The sequence below is a fragment of the Paenibacillus xinjiangensis genome (assembly GCF_059686975.1).
On record NZ_JCAALS010000009.1, the window covers coordinates 129,928 to 149,492 of the forward strand.

Sequence of the window (19,565 nt, forward strand, 5' to 3'; positions counted from 1 at the left end):
ATACTATGCTTCTACCTCACTTTCCGGAAATGAAAGTAGCGCATTACGGTAATATTCATATTGCTTTTGACGCAACTCTATTTCTCGTGGTAAACCCTCGGTAATTGAGGATATCAAAGCATCGAATTTGTCTAAAATAGATACTATACGCTTTTTTTGTAAAGGCAAAGGATTTGGAACCATGATGCTATTCAAATTTTTCTGATTTAATTTGGGTTGAGCCGCCCCCGATATATAGGGAGTTAAATCAATATGATTTAAATAAAACTCAACAAATCTTCGTTCTTCATAAGTCTTAAATTTAAGTACATGAGCATGATTATTTACCCATATTTTTCCATTTGTGCTAAATGCAATTGGTGTATTTCTAGCAAGTAGGTTTGCCCCATCTTCCGAAATAAGCAAAAAATCCCCTTCAAAAATATAATCTTTTACATAATCAACAATACCAGATGCGCCATAATATGGAATATTCCCAAACACTCTTAAACCACTAGTAATCGGTTTACGCATTGAGTCAAGATTTTCGGCAAGCTCCCCCAACGTCTTCCACTCAACTTCACCCTCGTCAAAAGTCAACAACTTATCACGGTAATAGGTATATTGCTTTTTACGAGCTGTAAGCTCTGCTGCAAGCTCTGATTTAAGCTCTGATTTAAGCTCTGTGAAGGCGTCCAATATACGGACGATTTCTTCTTGTACTTTAAGGGGGGGAATGGGGAGCTTAAATTTTTCCAACTTATCTCCATGTACTCGAATAACCTTTGTTCCTGTTCTATTTTGCTTTTTATAATCAAAAAACATAGGGGTTTGCAGATAATAAGCTAAATACTTTGGATTTTGATTATGCTTAAAAATGTAAGTCTCTCCGCTGACACAGACCTCATCCTCACCCAGCCAAACTAGAGGCTTACAAACATCTTCAATAGTTTCGCTTGTAGTTGCAATAATCAAATCGTCTTTCTGAGCTTTTCTCAACTTGGTTGCCAGTGTTGGTGAAACAAAAGATTTTGTTTCATATGCAAAATTTCCATAGTAAGTATAAATTTGACCATAGTGGATACATCCTACACCATTTTCTGTAAAATCACTTTTTTGCAGTCCACTGCCTCGAACAAACTCTCCTATTTGCCCCAACGATTTCCATTCAACTTCAACTCCCTCGAGGAGTTTCTCCAAAGAATTCGACTTACTCATGATTCAATCCCCTCAATAATGTCATCAATTTCAGCACGAAGTTGGTCTATCTTTGCTACAGTCGTTTTTATCTCTGTATTCAGCTCATTTATATCAATGTTTTCCCTTATGTCTTTTGCTTTTATATAAGAACTTACAGAAAGATTGTAATCTTCTTTAACGATTGCATCATATTCAACGGATTTTGCAACATAGTCAACATCTTCTTTTCTGTCAAATATTTTCATAATTTGCTCAGTGTGTTCATCTGTAAGTATGTTATTATTGGTTGCTTTTTTATAGAAATCTACGCCACTTGCATCAATAAATTGAGTTTTATTTTCGGTTTTATGCTTAGAAAGAACCAAGATATTAACCGCTATTGAGGTCCCGTAAAAAAGGTTAGGTGCTAGTGAAATAACCGTTTCAACAAAGTTATTATCAATCAGATACTTTCTAATTTTTTGCTCTGCACCACCCCGGTAAAAAATACCAGGAAAACAAACGATAGCAGCACGACCTTTACTTGAAAGGTAACTAAGCGTATGAAGTACAAAGGCAAAATCAGCTTTAGATTTTGGGGCTAATACGCCTGCAGGAGCAAACCTTTCATCATTAATAAGCGTTGGGTCATCACTACCAATCCAATTTACGGAATAAGGTGGATTAGATACAATGGCATCAAAAGGCTTTTCGTCAGAAAAGTGAGGATCTAAAAGCGTGTTTCCTAATGCAATATTAAACTTATCGTAGTTTATATTGTGTAAAAACATATTCATACGAGCAAGGTTATAAGTTGTATGGTTAATCTCCTGTCCATAAAAACCATCTTCAATAATATGAGCATCAAACTGTTTTTTTGCTTGTAATAGAAGTGAACCAGAGCCAGCTGCCGGGTCATAAATTTTGTTAATGGTTGTTTGCTTGTGTATTGCTAATTGAGCAATAAGTTTAGACACACACTGCGGTGTGAAGAATTCTCCTCCAGATTTTCCTGCATTGGCAGCATAATTAGAGATTAAATACTCATAAGCATCACCAAAAAGGTCAATGTGACTATCTTCAAAATCACCAAAATTAAGCCCTTCAACGCCTTTAATGACAGCAGCTAAACGACTGTTTTTGTCCTTTACAGTATTTCCTAGTCTATTGCTTGTGGTGTCAAAATCAGCGAATAATCCTTTAATATCTAGTTCAGATGGATAACCATTTGCTGAGCTTTCAATAGCAGAAAATATATCAGCTAAATCTGTATTCAAGCTTTCATTTGTGTTGGCTGTTTTCGCAATATTAGCAAATAACTGCTTCGGATATATGAAATAACCTTTTGTTTTAATGGCATCCTCTTTGATTTCTTTCGTTATAATATCATCAGGCAGATCTGCATAATTGACGCTCTCGTCTCCCGCTTCAATATAACTAGAAAAGTTCTCGCTTATGAAACGATAAAATAGCGTCCCTAAAACATATTGTTTAAAATCCCATCCATCTACTGAGCCACGGACATCATTGGCTATTTTCCAGATTTGAGATTGTAATTCACCACGTTGTGCTGCACTTGACATTTGTGTACCTCCAATTTTTCTTCTTATACATTGATTATAGAAGCAATTCTAAATAGGTTTGAAGTTTTCCTTCCACCTTTAGTTTCTTACATATTCACACAGCAATGCAATGTTCTTGTCTTTTCTTCTATCGTAGCGTTTAAAGGCATCTGTGATGATCTGTATATTCGTTTTATTATGCTTTCGCAAGATAGCGAATAATTTCCTTTCCATGTTATAGGTCCTAGCAGTATCACCAGCAGGCGTTTTTATATCTACAACTCCAAAATCATACAGCTTGATAATGACACGATTGAATTTTATTTCCGATCGATTTTACATCAATTTTACATCAATTCTGATTTTCGTCCTCTGTACCAATAACATTTAAACTCTGTATCACATCTAAAAACTCAGTAAATATAATGATTCTAATAATCTGTACCATTCCTCACCAACAAAGCCACCGACTCCACATGAACCGTATGCGGGAACATATCCACCGGTGTCACTTCCACCGTCTTGTACCCGCCATCCTCCAGCACGCGCAAATCCCTCGCCAGAGTCGATGGATTACAGCTCACGTACACGACCCGCTCTGGCTTCATCGCCAGGATCGTGTCCAGCAGCGCTGGGTCGCAGCCTTTGCGCGGGGGATCGACGACGATAACGTCGGCGACAATACCTTCCTTGCGCCAGCGCGGGATAACGACCTCGGCTGGGCCTGCCTCGAAGGTGGCGTTGCTGATCGCATTCAGCTCCGCGTTGCGCTTCGCGTCCTCGATCGCCTCTGGTACGATCTCGACCCCATACACGCGGCCTGCTTGCCGCGCTAAGAACAGCGAGATCGAGCCGATCCCGCAATAGGCATCGATGACTGACTCTGTTCCGGTCAGCCCCGCATACTCAACCGCCTTGCGGTAGAGCTCAACCGTCTGAACCGGGTTAACCTGATAGAACGATCTTGCTGAGATAGCGAAGCGGATGCCGTCGAGCTCATCATAGATGACCTCACTGCCCCACAGTACTCGCGTCTCGTCGCCAAATACAACATTCGTATCCCGCGTATTCACGTTCTGTACGATACTCTTCACATTCGGCAGAGCCGCACGAATCCGCTCAATCCATTGCTCCGCTTGCGGCAGCTTCCTGCCGTTCGTCACCAGTACGACCATCATCTCGCCCGTCACGAAACCCGTTCTTGCCATCACATGACGAAGCAAGCCAGTCCCAGATTCTTCATCATAAGACGAGATGCCAAGCTCGCGGCCGATCGTCTTCACCACACGAAGAATCTCATCATTATGCTCATCCTGAATGAGACAATCGTCCATATCGATAATCCGGTGACTGTTCATAGCATAAAAGCCAGCAATAAGCTCACCGCCAGCACCGCCGCTTGCTCCAACCGGCACCTGTGCCTTATTCCGGTAACGCCATGGCCCTTCCATCCCAATCGTTGGATGCACGACAATCCCTGTCGATTCACCATCTGCAGCTTGAGCTTCAGCAGCTCCACTGCCATCTGCTCCCGCAAATGCCGCTCTTCCGCTCGTACTGCCTGCAACCTGCAGCTTCCCGATTCGCTCCAACGAATCGATCACATGCTGCCGCTTCCAGCTCAGCTGCGACTCATAGCTCATATGCTGCAGCTGGCAGCCGCCGCATTTATCAAAAATATCACAAGGCGGCTCCACACGATCCTCGCTTGTTACAAGCAGCTCGACCAAGCGCGCATAGCCGTACTTGCTCTTCACCTTCATGACCTTCGCGCGCACACGCTCACCGGGAAGCGCACCCTGAATGAACAAGGTGAAGCCCTCTGCACGGCCAACTCCTTCACCATCATTGGTCAAGCCGATAATATCGACCACGACCTCATCATTTTTCTGGTAAGGAGCATCTACCCGAGGCTTCACCTGAGAACCCGCACCACCACCTGAATTCCCACGTCCCCGTCCATTGCCGCCTCTGCTATTGCTGCTTCTTCTGCTCATCGTTCTCTCCGCTTCTTCCTAATACTAGACTAGAATCTTTATTTGCATATATACACACATGGAAAGGGACGATTCGACGCCTTTCACCAGCATTCATCTCATTACGCGCAGCACAAGCACACACTTTACTCCGCAGCCTTGCTGCTAGATTGTATTTCATACAATAGAATTGACCGTTCCAGCCGATCCAATAGATCTACGTTGTATTCTATACAATCAAATATCACCCTATAGCCCGGAATATCCAGAACCTACTAATTTCATTGTATCAAATACACTCTAACAGCTGCTTTCCCCTTCATTGAGCCTTTTCCTTGTACTAAAAACAACCTTCATCGTGCTAACCCCAACGCGAGTCTTCTGCCCGAACAATCCTTCATAATCACTCGAGCCTGTCCACCCATACTATCGCGCTCGTACCAACTTGTACGCTAATCATCTATCCATCAGTGTAAGCCATCTTCCAAACAAAATAAACCTCTACAGCAGTATACCGCATACGTGCGGCCTGCATATAAAGGTTTATGATCCCTAGCCTGGCCTAGCCTTGGCCTAACCTATCCTGACCTGCCATGTCCAGACTGCCCAACCTACTTATAAGTCGACTCGCCCGCTTCATCCGCGAAGATGCGAATATGCGAGGGCAGTACAGAGAACTCGAACGGCAGCTTGCCGCCATATTCGCCATCCAGATTGATTTGGACATAGTCCGGAGTGGTTACCTTCAGATTATTCGTCCGGAAATGAATGACATGAGGATCGTTCAGATGCTCCCCGCGCAGCGCGAGTGTGACGAGCCGGATGAACTCAGCCAGATTGCATTTCTTGAGCAAAATAACATCGAACAGCCCATCGTCGACCTTCGACTCCGGTGCCAGCTTCTCGAATCCGCCAACCGAGTTGCTGTTGCAGATGAGGAACAGCATGAATTCATCGTGGAACTCGCCGACTCCTGCTGCATGGAAGCTGAGCTCCGTCGGACTGAGCCTAGTCATCTTCTCCATGCCCTTCATATAATAGGCCAGCTGCCCGATCATCGTCTTCAATTTGCTCGGCACGTCATAGGTCAGCTCCGTAAGCGAGCCGCCGCCAGCTATATTAATGAAGTAACGCTCATTCGCCTTACCCACATCAATCGGCCGCGTATACTGCTGAATAATCAGATCCACCGCATACTCCCAATGCTTCGGAATGCCCATCGCTCTAGCGAAGTCATTCGTTGTGCCTAGAGGCAGAATGCCAAGAGGAGGCCTGTTCGGCTTCTCCGCCAGCCCGTTGATAACCTCATACAGCGTACCGTCTCCGCCTGCTGCAATGATAAGATCATAATCGCGATCTGCCGCTTCTGCCGCAGCGAGCGTTGCATCGCCCTCGCCAATTGTCGCATGGCAGCTAGTCTCAATACCAGCTTGATCCAGCCTTTGCAGAATATCCGGAAGCCTTCGCTTCATTTCTTCCCGCCCGGACGTCGGGTTATAGATTAGCCTTGCCCTTTTTACTAATGACATCTCCATCTGCCCCCACATCGGTTAGCTGCCATCCATTGCCTCTGTGCCTGCCCATTAACGCTGCTGCCGGATGGAAAGATACCGTATGATTGTTCTGTAGCTTATTTTTCATATTTTTCAACCTGTATGCGGCCGTTAGCTGCGCACCTGCTCCAGCCATGCGATCATATGCCGTGAGATCCATCTCTCAATTGCCGGATGCGGCAGGATCGACTGACCATTGTAACGATAGTCAAGCCCTGACAATCTCGTTGGAATCACCTTGCTCGTGAAATACCCCTGACTTAAGAATAGCGGAACGACAATAACCGCTTCCTCTGGATGCTCCTGCTGCATCGCGAGCAGCTTAGTCGCAGCTTGATCAGGAAGCAGCATCGCTGTCCCTGCATGCGCGAAGCCGCCAAGCACTCTGAGGCGCTCAGCTAATAAATCCAGACCTTCCTGCCAGCGCTCATGGAACACATTCTCCTTGCTGCCATGGGCAACGAGCAGTACAGCTTCCTGCGCTGGATCAACAATCAACGGCTTAATGTTCGACAGCAGCACCTCAGCGATTTCCGGATCATCGTTGATTGGCTCACCTACATGAACCTTCGCTTCCACACGGAATGTGCCCAGATCACCCTCGAAGTCTGCAATCGGCGGCAGCCCGAAGGCCTGCCCGATCTCATCAATATGCGTACTTCCCGAGGAAATGAAAAGAGGCAGCACGTACATGTCTGTTACGCCCTGCTGCTCAAGTGCATCTATGCCATCTTGTATGAGTCGTCCATCCACAATCTCCAGAAACGAAGAGAAGACCGGCACGTTGGCCAGTCCAGATGAGGCAACAGCAGCCGCAACCGCGTTATCTACGAGTCTTACCCAATTCTCTTCTCTAGAGCCGTGGCTAATGATAAGAATTCCGGGTTGCATAGCCACTGGCACCATCCTATCGTCCTAGACGTTCTAATGTCATTTTATACCCATCATTCCCGTAATTCAAACAGCGCTTAACTCTAGAGATTGTAGCTGTACTTGCACCAGTCTCAGCTTCAATCTGATTGTATGTACTGCCCTTCCCTAGCATACGGGCTACCTCAAGCCGCTGCGACAGCGACTGAATCTCGTTAACGGTACACAGATCGTCGAAAAAAACATAACATTCCTCTACTGACTTCAACGTCAGTACGGCTTCGAATAATTGGTCTATAGCTTTATCATTCAGCTTTTTGAGCTGCATCGTAATCACTCCTCAAGTAAACGCCATGTGCTATCCCAACTAGAGATGCTGACGTTTCGGGCGAAAAATAAGCAAGGCGATAATGGTAATGCCTGTACCTTCTTATATTTTCTAACTATCACATTGTAAAGGTTTTGACTCCGTATTTCAACAATTACCGTATTCACGCTTCACTGAGTGGAAGAGTCAGCAAGGCGATTATCCTCATTTTTTCTTCCTGAACCGGGCATTCGTCCAATCCGCATGTTCGCCTAGTCCATAGACTAATACCAAGTGTACTTCCTTACAAATTGCCAAAAAAGGTTGTGATCCGCGTGAACTACCGCAATACACCTGGTGGCGGCGGCTATCCGCACCAACACCAGTACCCGCCGCACTCACCGCACGGCGGCCACCACCGCCAAGCGAATAGCCAGTCAAACCAAGGGCTCGGAGGCGCCTTTAGCATAGGAAACGGAGGAGTTGTTCCTCCAGCCGCTCTGCCTGTGCCGGTTCAGATAGAAGAAATGCTCCCTGTCGTTGTTCCTGCGACTGCAGCTGAACTGGTGGAGACGACAACTGCACCTGCCAAGGCCGGAGGCTTCACTATGCCGAATCTCGGCGAGATTAAGGGCTTCGTAGACCGCATGGGCGGTATCGACGGCATCCTGAGCACGATGACGAAGGTACAGAAGGTCGTGTCCAGCGTATCTCAGATGGCGCCGCTCGTGAAGGTGCTCATGGGCTCCTTCAAGAAGAGCAATGCAGCGGAAGAAGTAGAAGAATTCGTGCCTAAGCGGCGGAAGCGCCGCAAGAAGAAGACGGGATCAAGTCCAACATCCCGAAGACGCAAAAGAAAGCGGCAGCGTTAATCCGCACCGCTCGTCCTAGAGACGTGACTGCCTCGGCAGCTCACGTCTCTTTTGAGCTTGGAGTTATCTAATGATGCTCGATTCACTTCCTATTTGCCCTTTCATGCCGCCACGGAAGAATCATAGGAAGCTCCCACTCTACACAAGGCTTGCTCCAGCAGCACTCCCAACGCTTACTGTCGCAGTCGAAGCGCGAATAATAAGCTCCGTCTGTAACATTACCCTCTGCTTGAGCAGCAGATCGACGGCTACCGCGCCTAGCTGCTCCATTGGCTGTGCAACGGAGGTAAGCGGCGGTCTGTCACCTGAGCCAATATCGTGTCGACAGCTCTGAGGGCACCTGCACGCCCGTCTCCTTCGCCGCTTGGAGCGCACCTACCGCAAGAAGATCATTGCAGCAGAACAGCGCTGTTGGCCGGTCAGGACGCCTGAGCAGCTCCGCTGTAAGGCGCTTGCCATCCTCACCACGGGATTGGCAGAACAGGATATCCTCATCCACCAACTGGCACCTGTTTCCTCCATCGTCTGCCTGATCCCGCGAATACGCTCACGACTGCTGGCTGATCAGTTTGCTATCCATTTCCCCGGCCACTCAGCTCGCATCCGTCACTGTAAGAGACTCGCAGGGTCTTATTCATCGCCACTTCCACCATTTCCCCCACCATTCAGCTCGTATCCGTCACTATAAGAGCCTCCCAGGGTCTTATCCTCCTCCACGCATCATCATTTCAGCTACTTAAAGGCCTCGCAGGGTCTTATTCACTGCCACTTCTACCATTTCCCCTGCCATTCGGCTCGCATCCGTCACTTTTAGAGCCTCTCAGGGTCTTATCCTCGTCCACGCGTCACCATTTCAGCTACTTAAAGGCCTCGCAGGGTCTTATTCACTGCCACTTCTACCATTTCCCCCACCATTCAGCTCGCATCCGTCACTATAAGAGCCTCACAGGATCTTATCCTCGTCCATGCATCATCATTTCAGCTACTTAAAGGACTCGCAGGGCCTTATACATCGCTACTTCTACTATTTCCGTCATTTCCCCCTCCCATTTAGTCCGCATCCCTCACTTTAAGAGCCTCGCAGGGTCTTATCCTCGTCCACACATCACCATTTCAGCTACTTAACGGACTCGCAGGGTCTTATTCACTGACACTTCTACCATTCCCCCTGCCATTCGGCTCGCATCCGTCACTATAAGAGCCTCGCAGGGTCTTATCCTCGTCCACGTATTAACATTTCAGCTACTTAAAGGCCCCTCAGGGTCTTATTCACTGCCACTTCTACCATTTCCCCTTCCATTAGGCTCGCATCCGTCACTATAAGAGCCCCGCAGGGCCTTATTCGCTCTCACTTCTACCATTTCCTATCCACTCAGCTCGCATCCGTCACTATAAGGCCTCGCAGGGTCTTATCCTCGTCCACGCATCATCATTTCAGCTACTTAAAGGCCTCGCAGGGTCTTATTCACTGCCACTTTTACCATTTCCCCTGCCACTCAGCTCGCATCCGTCTGCACTAGCCCTTCGGCGACAGCCGAAGGTTGAACGTCTTATCATAAGGCGTCATCACATTCACGATGAGCGTCTGGCAGCCCGCTGCGAAGCTAGTGTTGCGGAGCTCCCTGGCTGTATGCTCCTGCGCTCCTCCGTCAAGCTCAATCCAGTCCCCGGCGCATTCATACCGCACCGTGCCTTCTGTTCAGAACTGAGCCCCATCCACTACGGGCTCTAGCTGAGCTGACCCCTGAGAAGGCTCCTTCTCCTCCAAACACGAAGGTAACCTGAGCCATCATATCAGCCGGCTCTTCACAGCGCAGCTGCAGCCTCCAGCCATCCGCTTGCTCGGTCAATTCAACCTGAACAGTATGCTTCTGCTCATGGGTCATCTCCCGCAAATGATGCGGGAGCAAATACCAAGGGCTGACGCTTCCAGCGCTGCTAGCTGGCAAGCTTTCCGTCGGAATCGGACCATAATAGCCCTTCGCTTCCGAGCCGGATAACGAATACCCGTCATCACGCACCTCCATCTGCTGCATCTTAACGAAGCCGGGTTCGAAAGAAGTACCAACTTGTACCGCCAACAGTCGTGCCACACCATGACGCAGGGCGAAGAATGAGTTCGTCTCTGTAATAACAGTGACACTCGTATCTCCTTCACGCTGACGCGCGACAGGTGCGCCGAAATCGGAATGCAATCGGCTGTGGTAGATACGTCCGCCATGTCCGGCAGTATCCATCTGGCTCACATATCGCTCACGCTCGAACTCTCCGTTAATAATAACTCGGTAGCTGTCTGGAAGCTCTCCCGCCTGCACTTTAGACTCTCCCAGCTGTGGATACAGCAAATAACCGACTAGGGCATTATTGGGCAATGCGCCCGGATGCTTCGCTGCCTCACCGGCAAGCCCAGCCATAGCTGCGAACAGCGGCTCCTGATCCTCTACAGCCATTAGAGATGCAACGAGCAAATAGCTCGCCATATCATAGCTGTGGCCGAAGTCCTGACGACCGGAGTAGTCAGTCACCACTTCTCCATTCGGATGAACGAGATAAGCCATCATACGAAGATTCGCTCGGACTGGCTCTAGCAGCTCTGGACGCTTGAACAGCTTCGCCGCATGATACAGCATGACATCACTGACTGCGTTATAGATCCCGTTGCTCCGCTCCGTCCATTCGCCATCCTCTGTAATGTCCAACCCTTCCGCGAGCCAGCTCTGTGCTCTGTCCCACAGCTCCTGCCTGCCGGTCAGCTTATACATGAAGCCTAGCGCCGCGGTCATCACCCATCGATGATTCGGCGTATGGCAGCCTCCGGTTAAGAGGGCCGGGATCGTCCTATCCAAGAACAGCTTAATCGCTTCTGCAGCCTTCTCCAGCGGCTCCCATTGCTGGGAAGCCAGAAGCTCATATACTTGAGCAAGCCCGACAACAACGAATCCGGTATCCGGCGGAGAATGTACATTCGTCCAGCCCGGTGAGATTGTGCCGTCTTCATGCTGGAACCTCAGCATGTAGGCAGCCGCCAGCTCCAGACGCGCGAGCAATTCTTCATCATGGTAATACTTCGACTCTTCATTGATGAGTGCGGAGATCCAGATGGCCATAACCATCGGTGTCCCCCCATGACTAGGCCACGCAATGCCATTCGAGGGATCTACAACCCCTCCGTTATAACGACTCTTGCTGTCTAACACCTGATGAATCATACCGTCCTTCACCCAGTCATCATTTATGGCAACCAGCTTCTTATACATGTCCATGGCTACGATTACGCTCCTTCTGCATCCATCTCGTTTGTACTCATCCAGCCCTACCGTTACAATCATTTTCTTCGTGCGCCGAGCTGTGGCCGCGATACCTGTGCATATCCTTTGCTGCACGGTCTTTATGTGATATTTCACATGCCGATACCAGCTTTCTCCTTAAAAGTAAGCGCTTTCCTCAATCATTTTAAAAAATATACCTTCTGATTTCAATAGGAGTACAATAAAAAAAAAAGCTATGCGGAAGTTTTGTTTACTCTACAGTCATTAGCTGCATCAGCTTCCGGTGCCTACGAGGACAGTCGATACTCGGGACACTAGATGGTTAACTGGGGCTGATGGACGATTAGACGATCCTGCAACAGCCTTTTACTACTCTGGAGGGGGATACGTAGTTCGAAATGATAAGACTGGTGAAATTGTACAAGTTAGTAATCAAAACGATCACTCATACAGTATTCCTTCACGAAGCACAGCGGACTGCTGAAACTTCTTTATCTCATACAAAATATCCTCTGATTTAATGTATCTACTGTCCTCGAGAAGACGTCTAATCTCGTGCTCCCGATCATCATCTCCATATTGATAACTGCAAAAATCAAGAAAACTCTGAACGTAGTGGTTTGAACCATAGCTTACCATTCTCTCGGAGCTGCTATTCCCAACTTATTCGCAAGCACGTTCAGCAGAGTGGATTTACCAGAGCGGTTATTACCGTATAATACGGTGATCCGATCAAACAGGAGGACTTCCCCTGCCATATGCTTGAATATATGATCGGGGTAAATATTCGGATTTCGATCAGTATAAGAAGATAACTTGAAACTTCTTAAATAAATCATCTATGCACCCCTTCTTTCCAGATTCTAAGGTGAGTTCGCTTCTGCAGTACGGTTATGTCCTCTTCATTCATGTTCTATAATAATGTCTGCGCAACGAATAATGAGTTCAGGCATTCCCACTCCTGAAAACAGGATATGGGCTTCATAGCCGTCATCCATGCAATACAGTTCTTCATATATCCAGTGACTGTCCACAATATGCTCGTCTTGCCTGATGATTTCAACTTTATCAAATGTGATCTTATTGAAATTAGTGAACCCGCCCTCTGTGTCCATTCGCATGATAATCTGCTTTCCGGAGGTCAGTTCCATTACTCTGCAATCGTGAAAACGGAAATGGTTACGAATATGTTCTGGAATGTTCTCCGCTTGTTGTGCATGCCTATACTCATCTGCGATTAGCATCATGCGCTTTTCATTTTCTTTGCTCAGTTGCTTCAACTCGTGCAATACTTCTTTCGTACAATAGCCTAGTGAAAATACCCGCATATCCGCAATGCGGGAAGACAACTCGTCCGGCAGTTGATGAGCCGCTTCCTTAGATCGATGCCCGTGATTGATGCTGAACTCTTCCTTACACTTCACCTCGTCAAAAGGAGGCCGGGCATCATAAGTCGCGATCAATTGCTGTATATGGGAGATTTGTTCGGATGACATATGGTAAACCAAAGTATCTTCTTCGCTGATCTCTTCCCCCTTTATCCATTTATCAAGAGGCACATAATGCGAGCCGTCCTGTTCCAGCATAAACCGAGGATCAACATCGTAAACCTCTCGCTGCATTTTAACAAATTCCCTTTCCTTTCTTTTATAGAGCCGCAAATAGAGTGCTCCGTCACGTTCATACGCTCCCTTATGTGCCCTCATGCCAAAATAAAGTCCTGTCCGTTGGCATAGATCGTACCATTCTTTTGTCAAATATTTCACGCAATCCCACCTTTATTCCCTTAATCGATTCAGCAGCACGTTCTGACACTAGACACGCACAACATTCATCTTTTAAATGTATTTTCATGCTTAATCATAGAGGTATCTAGATGTAAAGAAAATCCTGCAAAAAAAACGACGACAGCAAAATTAACTAGCAATTTAATTGAACCCACTTTTGCTCTAATAGGCTGATATAGGCGCAAACCTGTTATGCGGTGGTGGTTCGCCTTGGTCTGACGAAAAAATTGCTCTAAATCATTGTTCGTACGCGGAACATAGTAGTGATCGTAGCTGTCACCACTTTTTTATTCCACGCAGTATGCGAACGACGATGTTTTTGTTCTCAACGCTGACAGTGAGTCAGTTCAAGTCTAAACCAAACATTAGGGGCGTTTCCTAATCAATTTTTTACCAGCATAGTGGACTACTCCTTCTCGGTCTCATTCTCCACTATACCTTCAACACCGGGTTTGGAAATACCTGTTAGTCGATTGTGCTGTCGTACAAAAAAAAAACAGCTGCATCCATCATGGATGAGCTGCTTGGCCATTTCTATTTGATAAATAAAGCATCGATGACCCAGAAAATACCTGCTGCCATGAGTACTGTAATTGGAATCGTAATGATCCATGCTATAAAGATTCGACCAGCTACGGACCAGCGTACACTGGAGAAGCGCTTCGCGCTGCCTACACCGAGAATGGAGGATGTAATAACATGAGTCGTACTAACCGGCAGATGAATCAATGTAGCCGTTAGAATAACCGCTGCCGAACCGATATCAGCTGCAAAGCCGTTGATTGGTTCGATTTTGAAAATTTTGGTTCCCATCGTCTTGATGATTTTCCAACCACCAACAGATGTACCGAGCGCCATTGCGAGTGCTGCGGACAGCTTAACCCATAGCGGAACTTCCATCGTATCCTGCACGTTAGCTGCGACGAGTGCGAATGTAATGATACCCATTGCCTTCTGCGCGTCATTCGTACCATGAGAGAACGATTGGAATGCAGCCGTTATGATCTGGCTGAAGCGGAACCCTTTATTCACCTGATGCGGACTTGAATTGGCGAAGATCCGTTTTAGAATCCACATGATAATGAAGCCGGCTGCAAACGCAATAATAGGTGACAGGATAAGCGCCTTAACGATATCCAGCATGCCTGATCCATTGATTGCACCCATTCCTGCTCCCGCGATAACTGCACCGGCAAGCGAGCCGATCAGTGCGTGGGATGAGGATGAAGGGATACCGAACCACCAGGTAACAAGGTTCCATACAATGGCTGATATTAGTGCTGCGATAACGATCTCAACCCCATTGGATAGATCAGCGGGGTTCGCAACCCCGCTGCCGATCGTCTTCGCTACACCAGTGAATGTGAGAGCTCCGACGAAGTTCATCGTCGCTGCCATCAAGATCGCAACACGCGGCTTAAGCGCACGAGTGGATACCGAGGTCGCTATCGCATTAGCTGTATCATGAAAACCATTAATGAAATCGAAACTAAGCGCCAGAAATACAACAGTCCATAGAATGATTGAATCCATTTGAATTGACTCCTACTCTCCGTGTTGGCTTAGCTGTTACGCATAATGATCGATTCAAGTGTATTAGCTACATCTTCACAATAATCGGTCGTTTGCTCCAGCATCTCGTAGATTTCTTTGCGTTTCATCAGCTCAATCGGGTCCTTCACATTCGTGAACAGGCTCTTAATACATACACGCAGCAAATCATCGGCTTGGTTCTCAAGCTCATTAAGCGCAATGTTAGGCTCGCGAATGGCAAGCAGCTTCTTATCTGTCAGCAAATAAATAGCTTTTTTGATTTGATTAGCCGAACGAAGCAGGATATCGCCGAATAGCGTTATGTACTCGTCCTTCTCTTTAATGTCGTACATCTCGAAGCGTGAAGCACAGGCTTCAACACCATCAAGAACATCATCAAGGGACGAAGTCAGCGCCATAATATCTTCCCGCTCAATAGGGGTAATGAAAGTCTTGTTTAATTCTTTCAACATTGTGTGCACGTACACATCACATTTGCTCTCGTACTCTTTCATCACTTTTGCGAACGTTGTAACATCCGACAAGTCGGATAAACCGTTTGAAAAGTATTCTACTGCCTCGACCAGTGTGTCTGCCATTTCTTCAAACGTCTTAAAGAAAATATCTTTTTTCTTGAACATCGTAATCCCCTTTACCCGACTTGATGTTTAGGCGCCATGCAAATGAGCCCAGAATATCTTAACACAGTTTACTTTAGAATTGTTAAGGTAATGTAAAGGAAATATGAAAATAAGCTGAAAATATGATCTTTTTTCAAAAAAAAACAAAAAACATGCCCCCTGCAGGGAGCATGTCGCCTCTTTTATGTCGATATTGCCGACTCACTCTGCACCTAGATAGAGTGTTTCCGTTAATATCGATTTTTACCCATACGTTATATGCTCCGCAAAAGTAGGTGAATTCGGAACGATATGGAAGTAAGTCTTCCCTTGCAGGAATGGCAACTCAGCCCCATCCTTCATTATCCGAATCATGTTGTCTCCGCTGCGAACCCACTCACATTCGATGGCCTTGCCCTGCTGGAATAAGATGGAGGAGCCTCCCGCTTCCGTATTAACAGACAATCGCCCAACATCATCCAACGTCTTGTGATTGGCACCAAGAACAACCAGGTTGGTCGCTGTAAGCTGCTCGTTGTTATTCAGATCGGTATGAGGCTCTCCATTAATGGAGCGCTTGTACATCTTATTAATTGAATCATATTCATAAGCTACTGCATAATTTTTTAGCGTGAACTTAATCTCCACATTCGCAGCAGGCAGGCTTGTACTTGCTGCAGCACCTGTCTCTGAGAAAGGATAGACGGGTACAACAACATCCGTGCTATAGCCTCTCTTCTCTGCCCCTGCACGCAGCTTCTCCAGATCGGAGTATAGGTTATGAGGGGCTTTACGCTCTTTGCTCCGCCAGAAGAAGCTTCCCGCATTCGAGATTTCATCGAGATATGGCTTGTTCTGCTGCTGCAGAATGGCATACGCATCATTGCTTCCTCCCGCATGCGCCAGCACAGCGCCGTAGCTTTCCCCGATATCAATAAGATAAGGCCGTATACTGCGAATCGGTCCAATCGGATCGTTCAGAGCATCAGTACTTTGGAATATAGCGATCAATCGTGTTATTCCGCCTTCTGCCAGTACTTCCCACACAACATCCGCATTGGTTAAGCCTGATTGCGGTCTTGCAGGTGCCAGATTGTTAATCATGACGGCAACGGGCCTAGCTAGAGCTTCCGTCTCCTGTGCTATCCCCGTTAATGGTGTAAGGTATGGCAGCGGTGTTGGTTCAGGGGTCTGGGCTTCCGTCGGCTCATTCGTTACTTCTGCAGCCACATTCGCTGCTCCTTCACTGCCGCTGCTACATGCTGCAAGCATTAAGACCACCAGCAATAATAATCCCATCATCATCTGTAATCGTCTATTCATATCTTCCTCCTCCATCTATCTACCATTTAATCACAAATGCATCTCCAATGATATTTTTTTATTCCTGACTAAAACCACCATAATTGCACATTCTATCCGTATCATTTATTTCGAAAAGGAGCCCCGCATATGAGCAGAAGCAGACAGATCAGCCTGTGGCTTGCCTTCTCCATCCTGCTGCTGAGCGGCGGTCTTGCCAGTCATGTCATGGCAATACCGGTTATACTAGGCATTGCCGGGCGCTCCTCCTGGTTCTCTGATGTTCTTGCAGGGGCGGTATTTCTAATCTGGCTTGCCCTGATCTGTGGCGTATTGAAGCACATAAGAGGCAAGTCAATAAACGACTGGATTGAGCAGGAGCTTGGTGTCGTCGTCGCGTGGATATTCCGCATTAGCGCGTGCATTATATTGTACGGGGTAGGCTGTTATACGCTGCTGAACACCGCATCCTGGGCTGCCACGACGTATATGCAGCAGACTCCGTATCTGCTCATCGTTGCCGCCGGGGGATTAGTCTCTGCTCTTTCGGCTGGCCTTGGGCTGGTCTCAGTTGCTATGACAAGCAGTATCCTGCTGCCTGTTGTCATCGCTCTCGGTTTTTTTGTCATGTCTGCCAATACCAAATATAAAGATTACAGCCTCATGCTGCCCATTCTGGAGGATGGCTGGACCCCTGTCATTCATGGTGCCTTTTACGCATTGGCTGGTTTAATGGAGATATGGGTGCTGCTATTGTTCCAACACAAAATTCATAGCCGTATCCGCTGGTGGCAGCTTATGCTTCTAGGCCTGCTGCTGATCGTGATGACCCTTGGACCTACGATTGGAGCGATTACAGAATTCGGCCCTCAGGAAGCGGCCAAGCAGAGCGATACCGCATTCGAGCAGTGGAAAATATTAAGGCTGGGCCAATTGTTCCAGCATGTGGACTTCATGTCCATCTATCAGTGGCTGTCCGGGTCATTTGCCCGGGTAGCTCTGTCTCTCTACCTTATTCCCGATTTGTTGAACATCAGGAAGCCTGTCAAGCGTTATTGGGCGGTCACGATTATAACGGCCTCCATGTGTACGTTGGCATTCTTACGACTTTCGGATGAACAGGCCTTGGCGTATTTACAGCATATTCAGTTTCCCGTCACATTCGGATTTATCATCTTCATTACTCTCTTGCTCATTGTAACTGTCCTGATTAGCCGACATCGCCATTCAACCAGAAAGGAGACTAGCTCTCATGAAGATGCCCAGCAGGGATAAAGAGATGAAGCAGACCCATGTAGATGAGCGTAAGTTCAAGGAATGGTTCGGCACCTGTAATGATGTCATCGTCCAGAGCTGTTACTTCGGGACTCCGCCTGCTACTGTGCAGGCTATCTTGATCTATTGCAGCGGTATGACTGAGACTAAGACCATTAACGATGTTATTCTTCCTGATCTCAAGGATGTGTACCGCAAAACCCAATTCCTTCGTAAGGAGGAGCTTATTCGAGAGTCGGAAGTACAGTGGATTTCGCTAGAGGCATTAACCAAATCATACGATCGTGACATCATTGCTGCGCGGGTATTTGAAGGTCATCTCCTGCTATGTATCCCTTCCTTGCAGCTGCTAAGCTCCATTGATATTGCCAAGTTCCCAAGTCGAGAGCCAAGCGGCTCTGAGAGTGAGATCGCCATTCGCGGCCCAAAGGATGGCTTCGTTGAGCTCGTTACCATCAATGTAGCGCTTATTCGCAAACGTCTTCGGTCACCTAAGCTTGCTTGCGAGTACTATGTGATCGGAGCAAGAACCATGACGAAGGTTGCTCTGTTGTATATTGAAGATATAGCTGATCTTAAGCTTATAAGACGCATACAGCGGAAGCTTAACCATATGGACATCGAGGCCTTGGGCTCCACCAATCAGATGGAAGAGCTGATTACCTCCACCAGAAGCGGATTTTTCCCAGTAACCAGCTACACGAGCAGACCTGACTTCGCAGTGGATTGCCTTCTGAACGGCAGATTCATCATTCTGGTCGACGGCAACCCAACCGTTATTATCGCACCGATCAATCTATTCCTGCTGCTCAAATCACCTGAGGATGCTCACTTTTCATCTCTTGGGGTCAATGTCGGGAGATTGCTGCGCATGCTAGGTCTAGTCGTGACCCTTTTTTTACCCGGCTTTTATATTGCATTGACTGCGTTTCATCTTGATCAGGTACCTTTCGCCCTGCTGGCTACTATCTCTATCGGTCGAGCAGGACTGCCTATGGAATCCAGTCTAGAGATGTTCTTCATCATGTCACTCATGGAGCTGTTCCGTGAAGCTGGCGTTCGGCTGCCGACGACGATTGGTCAGACACTAACCGTCGTTGGAGGTCTCATCATTGGTGATGCGGCCATTCGGGCAGGCCTAGTCTCTCCTCCTATGATTGTCATCACTGCCTTAACCATCGTCGCGGGCTCGACCTTGGTTAATCAGGTGCTGACAAGCTCGATCATTCTGCTGCGTTTCGCTTCATTCTTGATGGCGTCTATTATGGGGATGTATGGGTTCATTCTGTCTGTTATTCTGTTCGTGGTGTACATCACCAGTCTGCATTCATTCGGAGTACCCTATCTTGCTCCACTCGCCCCCCTGAAGGTGAAGGAAGCACTGTTCACGATGTTCAAGCTGCCTTACATGCAGCATAAACGTCGTCCAGCCTATCTGAAGACCCAACAGCCCGTCAAGAAAGGAAAGAAGGAGTGATTGG

Annotated in this window: 19 protein-coding genes; 4 read left to right on the top strand and 15 right to left on the bottom strand. The window is 47.3% G+C overall.

The features are described from left to right. Positions 1 to 3 precede the first annotated feature (3 nt). The 7 genes from AC6ESP_RS11330 to AC6ESP_RS11360 form a co-directional block, all read right to left on the bottom strand. On the bottom strand, positions 4 to 1,197 hold the full coding sequence (locus AC6ESP_RS11330) for a restriction endonuclease subunit S (RefSeq protein WP_497096832.1): 1,194 nt from the start codon (positions 1,195 to 1,197) through the stop codon (positions 4 to 6). Continuing rightward, positions 1,194 to 2,741 (bottom strand): type I restriction-modification system subunit M, encoded by a 1,548-nt coding sequence (locus AC6ESP_RS11335; RefSeq protein WP_497096833.1) that lies wholly within the window; start codon positions 2,739 to 2,741, stop codon positions 1,194 to 1,196. Before AC6ESP_RS11335 ends, AC6ESP_RS11330 begins: the two co-directional genes overlap by 4 nt. A gap of 410 nt (positions 2,742 to 3,151) precedes the next feature. Continuing rightward, entirely contained in the window at positions 3,152 to 4,717 is a 1,566-nt protein-coding gene (gene rlmD / locus AC6ESP_RS11340) for a 23S rRNA (uracil(1939)-C(5))-methyltransferase RlmD (protein ID WP_497096834.1), read from the bottom strand. A 590-nt stretch (positions 4,718 to 5,307) separates the two neighbouring features. Beyond that, positions 5,308 to 6,231, bottom strand: a complete 924-nt coding sequence (locus AC6ESP_RS11345) for a diacylglycerol kinase (RefSeq protein ID WP_497096835.1) — start codon at positions 6,229 to 6,231, stop codon at positions 5,308 to 5,310. After that, the gene (locus AC6ESP_RS11350; protein WP_497096836.1) at positions 6,191 to 6,337 is read right to left on the bottom strand and encodes a hypothetical protein; all 147 of its coding nucleotides are present in this window, start codon (positions 6,335 to 6,337) and stop codon (positions 6,191 to 6,193) included. The genes AC6ESP_RS11345 and AC6ESP_RS11350 overlap by 41 nt, the downstream gene beginning before the upstream one ends. A 23-nt stretch (positions 6,338 to 6,360) precedes the next feature. Next, entirely contained in the window at positions 6,361 to 7,140 is a 780-nt protein-coding gene (locus AC6ESP_RS11355; protein ID WP_497096904.1) for a sirohydrochlorin chelatase, read from the bottom strand. 16 nt (positions 7,141 to 7,156) lie between these two features. Further along, positions 7,157 to 7,447 (bottom strand): YerC/YecD family TrpR-related protein, encoded by a 291-nt coding sequence (locus AC6ESP_RS11360; RefSeq protein WP_497096837.1) that lies wholly within the window; start codon positions 7,445 to 7,447, stop codon positions 7,157 to 7,159. Positions 7,448 to 7,761: 314 nt separating this feature from the next. Between AC6ESP_RS11360 and AC6ESP_RS11365 the strand changes: the two genes are divergently transcribed. Continuing rightward, complete coding sequence (locus tag AC6ESP_RS11365; RefSeq protein WP_497096838.1) at positions 7,762 to 8,298, top strand: hypothetical protein; 537 nt, start codon at positions 7,762 to 7,764, stop codon at positions 8,296 to 8,298. 138 nt (positions 8,299 to 8,436) lie between these two features. On the opposite strand, the gene AC6ESP_RS11370 is transcribed toward AC6ESP_RS11365, so the two are convergent. The 4 genes from AC6ESP_RS11370 to AC6ESP_RS11385 all read right to left on the bottom strand — a co-directional run bounded on the left by AC6ESP_RS11370 (position 8,437) and on the right by AC6ESP_RS11385 (position 11,702). Continuing rightward, positions 8,437 to 8,568 (bottom strand): hypothetical protein, encoded by a 132-nt coding sequence (locus tag AC6ESP_RS11370; RefSeq protein ID WP_497096839.1) that lies wholly within the window; start codon positions 8,566 to 8,568, stop codon positions 8,437 to 8,439. A 31-nt stretch (positions 8,569 to 8,599) separates the two neighbouring features. Further along, positions 8,600 to 8,797, bottom strand: a complete 198-nt coding sequence (locus AC6ESP_RS11375) for a substrate-binding domain-containing protein (RefSeq protein ID WP_497096840.1) — start codon at positions 8,795 to 8,797, stop codon at positions 8,600 to 8,602. Between the two features lie 1,017 nt (positions 8,798 to 9,814). Further along, the gene (locus AC6ESP_RS11380; RefSeq protein ID WP_497096841.1) at positions 9,815 to 9,985 is read right to left on the bottom strand and encodes a hypothetical protein; all 171 of its coding nucleotides are present in this window, start codon (positions 9,983 to 9,985) and stop codon (positions 9,815 to 9,817) included. After that, complete coding sequence (locus AC6ESP_RS11385) at positions 9,975 to 11,702, bottom strand: hypothetical protein (RefSeq protein WP_497096842.1); 1,728 nt, start codon at positions 11,700 to 11,702, stop codon at positions 9,975 to 9,977. The genes AC6ESP_RS11380 and AC6ESP_RS11385 overlap by 11 nt, the downstream gene beginning before the upstream one ends. Positions 11,703 to 11,850: 148 nt before the next feature. Here AC6ESP_RS11385 and AC6ESP_RS11390 point away from each other — a divergent pair, with 148 nt between their 5' ends. Then, positions 11,851 to 12,051 carry a colicin E5-related ribonuclease gene (locus AC6ESP_RS11390; protein WP_497096843.1) on the top strand — a complete coding sequence of 67 codons (201 nt, stop codon included), beginning with the start codon at positions 11,851 to 11,853 and terminating at the stop codon, positions 12,049 to 12,051. 418 nt (positions 12,052 to 12,469) lie between these two features. Here AC6ESP_RS11390 and AC6ESP_RS11395 read toward each other — a convergent pair whose 3' ends face one another. From AC6ESP_RS11395 to AC6ESP_RS11410, 4 genes are all read right to left on the bottom strand, one after another. Next, positions 12,470 to 13,333: a DUF4085 family protein gene (locus tag AC6ESP_RS11395; RefSeq protein WP_497096844.1), complete on the bottom strand. Its 864-nt coding sequence runs from the start codon at positions 13,331 to 13,333 to the stop codon at positions 12,470 to 12,472. Between the two features lie 555 nt (positions 13,334 to 13,888). After that, on the bottom strand, positions 13,889 to 14,887 hold the full coding sequence (locus AC6ESP_RS11400; RefSeq protein ID WP_497096845.1) for an inorganic phosphate transporter: 999 nt from the start codon (positions 14,885 to 14,887) through the stop codon (positions 13,889 to 13,891). A 29-nt stretch (positions 14,888 to 14,916) separates the two neighbouring features. Continuing rightward, on the bottom strand, positions 14,917 to 15,528 hold the full coding sequence (locus AC6ESP_RS11405) for a DUF47 domain-containing protein (protein ID WP_497096846.1): 612 nt from the start codon (positions 15,526 to 15,528) through the stop codon (positions 14,917 to 14,919). Between the two features lie 243 nt (positions 15,529 to 15,771). After that, entirely contained in the window at positions 15,772 to 16,830 is a 1,059-nt protein-coding gene (locus AC6ESP_RS11410) for a DUF3048 domain-containing protein (protein ID WP_497096847.1), read from the bottom strand. 129 nt (positions 16,831 to 16,959) lie between these two features. Here AC6ESP_RS11410 and AC6ESP_RS11415 point away from each other — a divergent pair, with 129 nt between their 5' ends. Together AC6ESP_RS11415 and AC6ESP_RS11420 are read left to right on the top strand one after the other, a co-directional pair. Next, positions 16,960 to 18,084, top strand: a complete 1,125-nt coding sequence (locus tag AC6ESP_RS11415; protein ID WP_497096848.1) for an endospore germination permease — start codon at positions 16,960 to 16,962, stop codon at positions 18,082 to 18,084. Further along, a complete protein-coding gene (locus AC6ESP_RS11420) occupies positions 18,062 to 19,561 on the top strand; it encodes a spore germination protein (RefSeq protein ID WP_497096849.1) in 1,500 nt (499 codons plus the stop codon). Before AC6ESP_RS11415 ends, AC6ESP_RS11420 begins: the two co-directional genes overlap by 23 nt. The last annotated feature ends 4 nt before the right edge of the window (positions 19,562 to 19,565 follow it).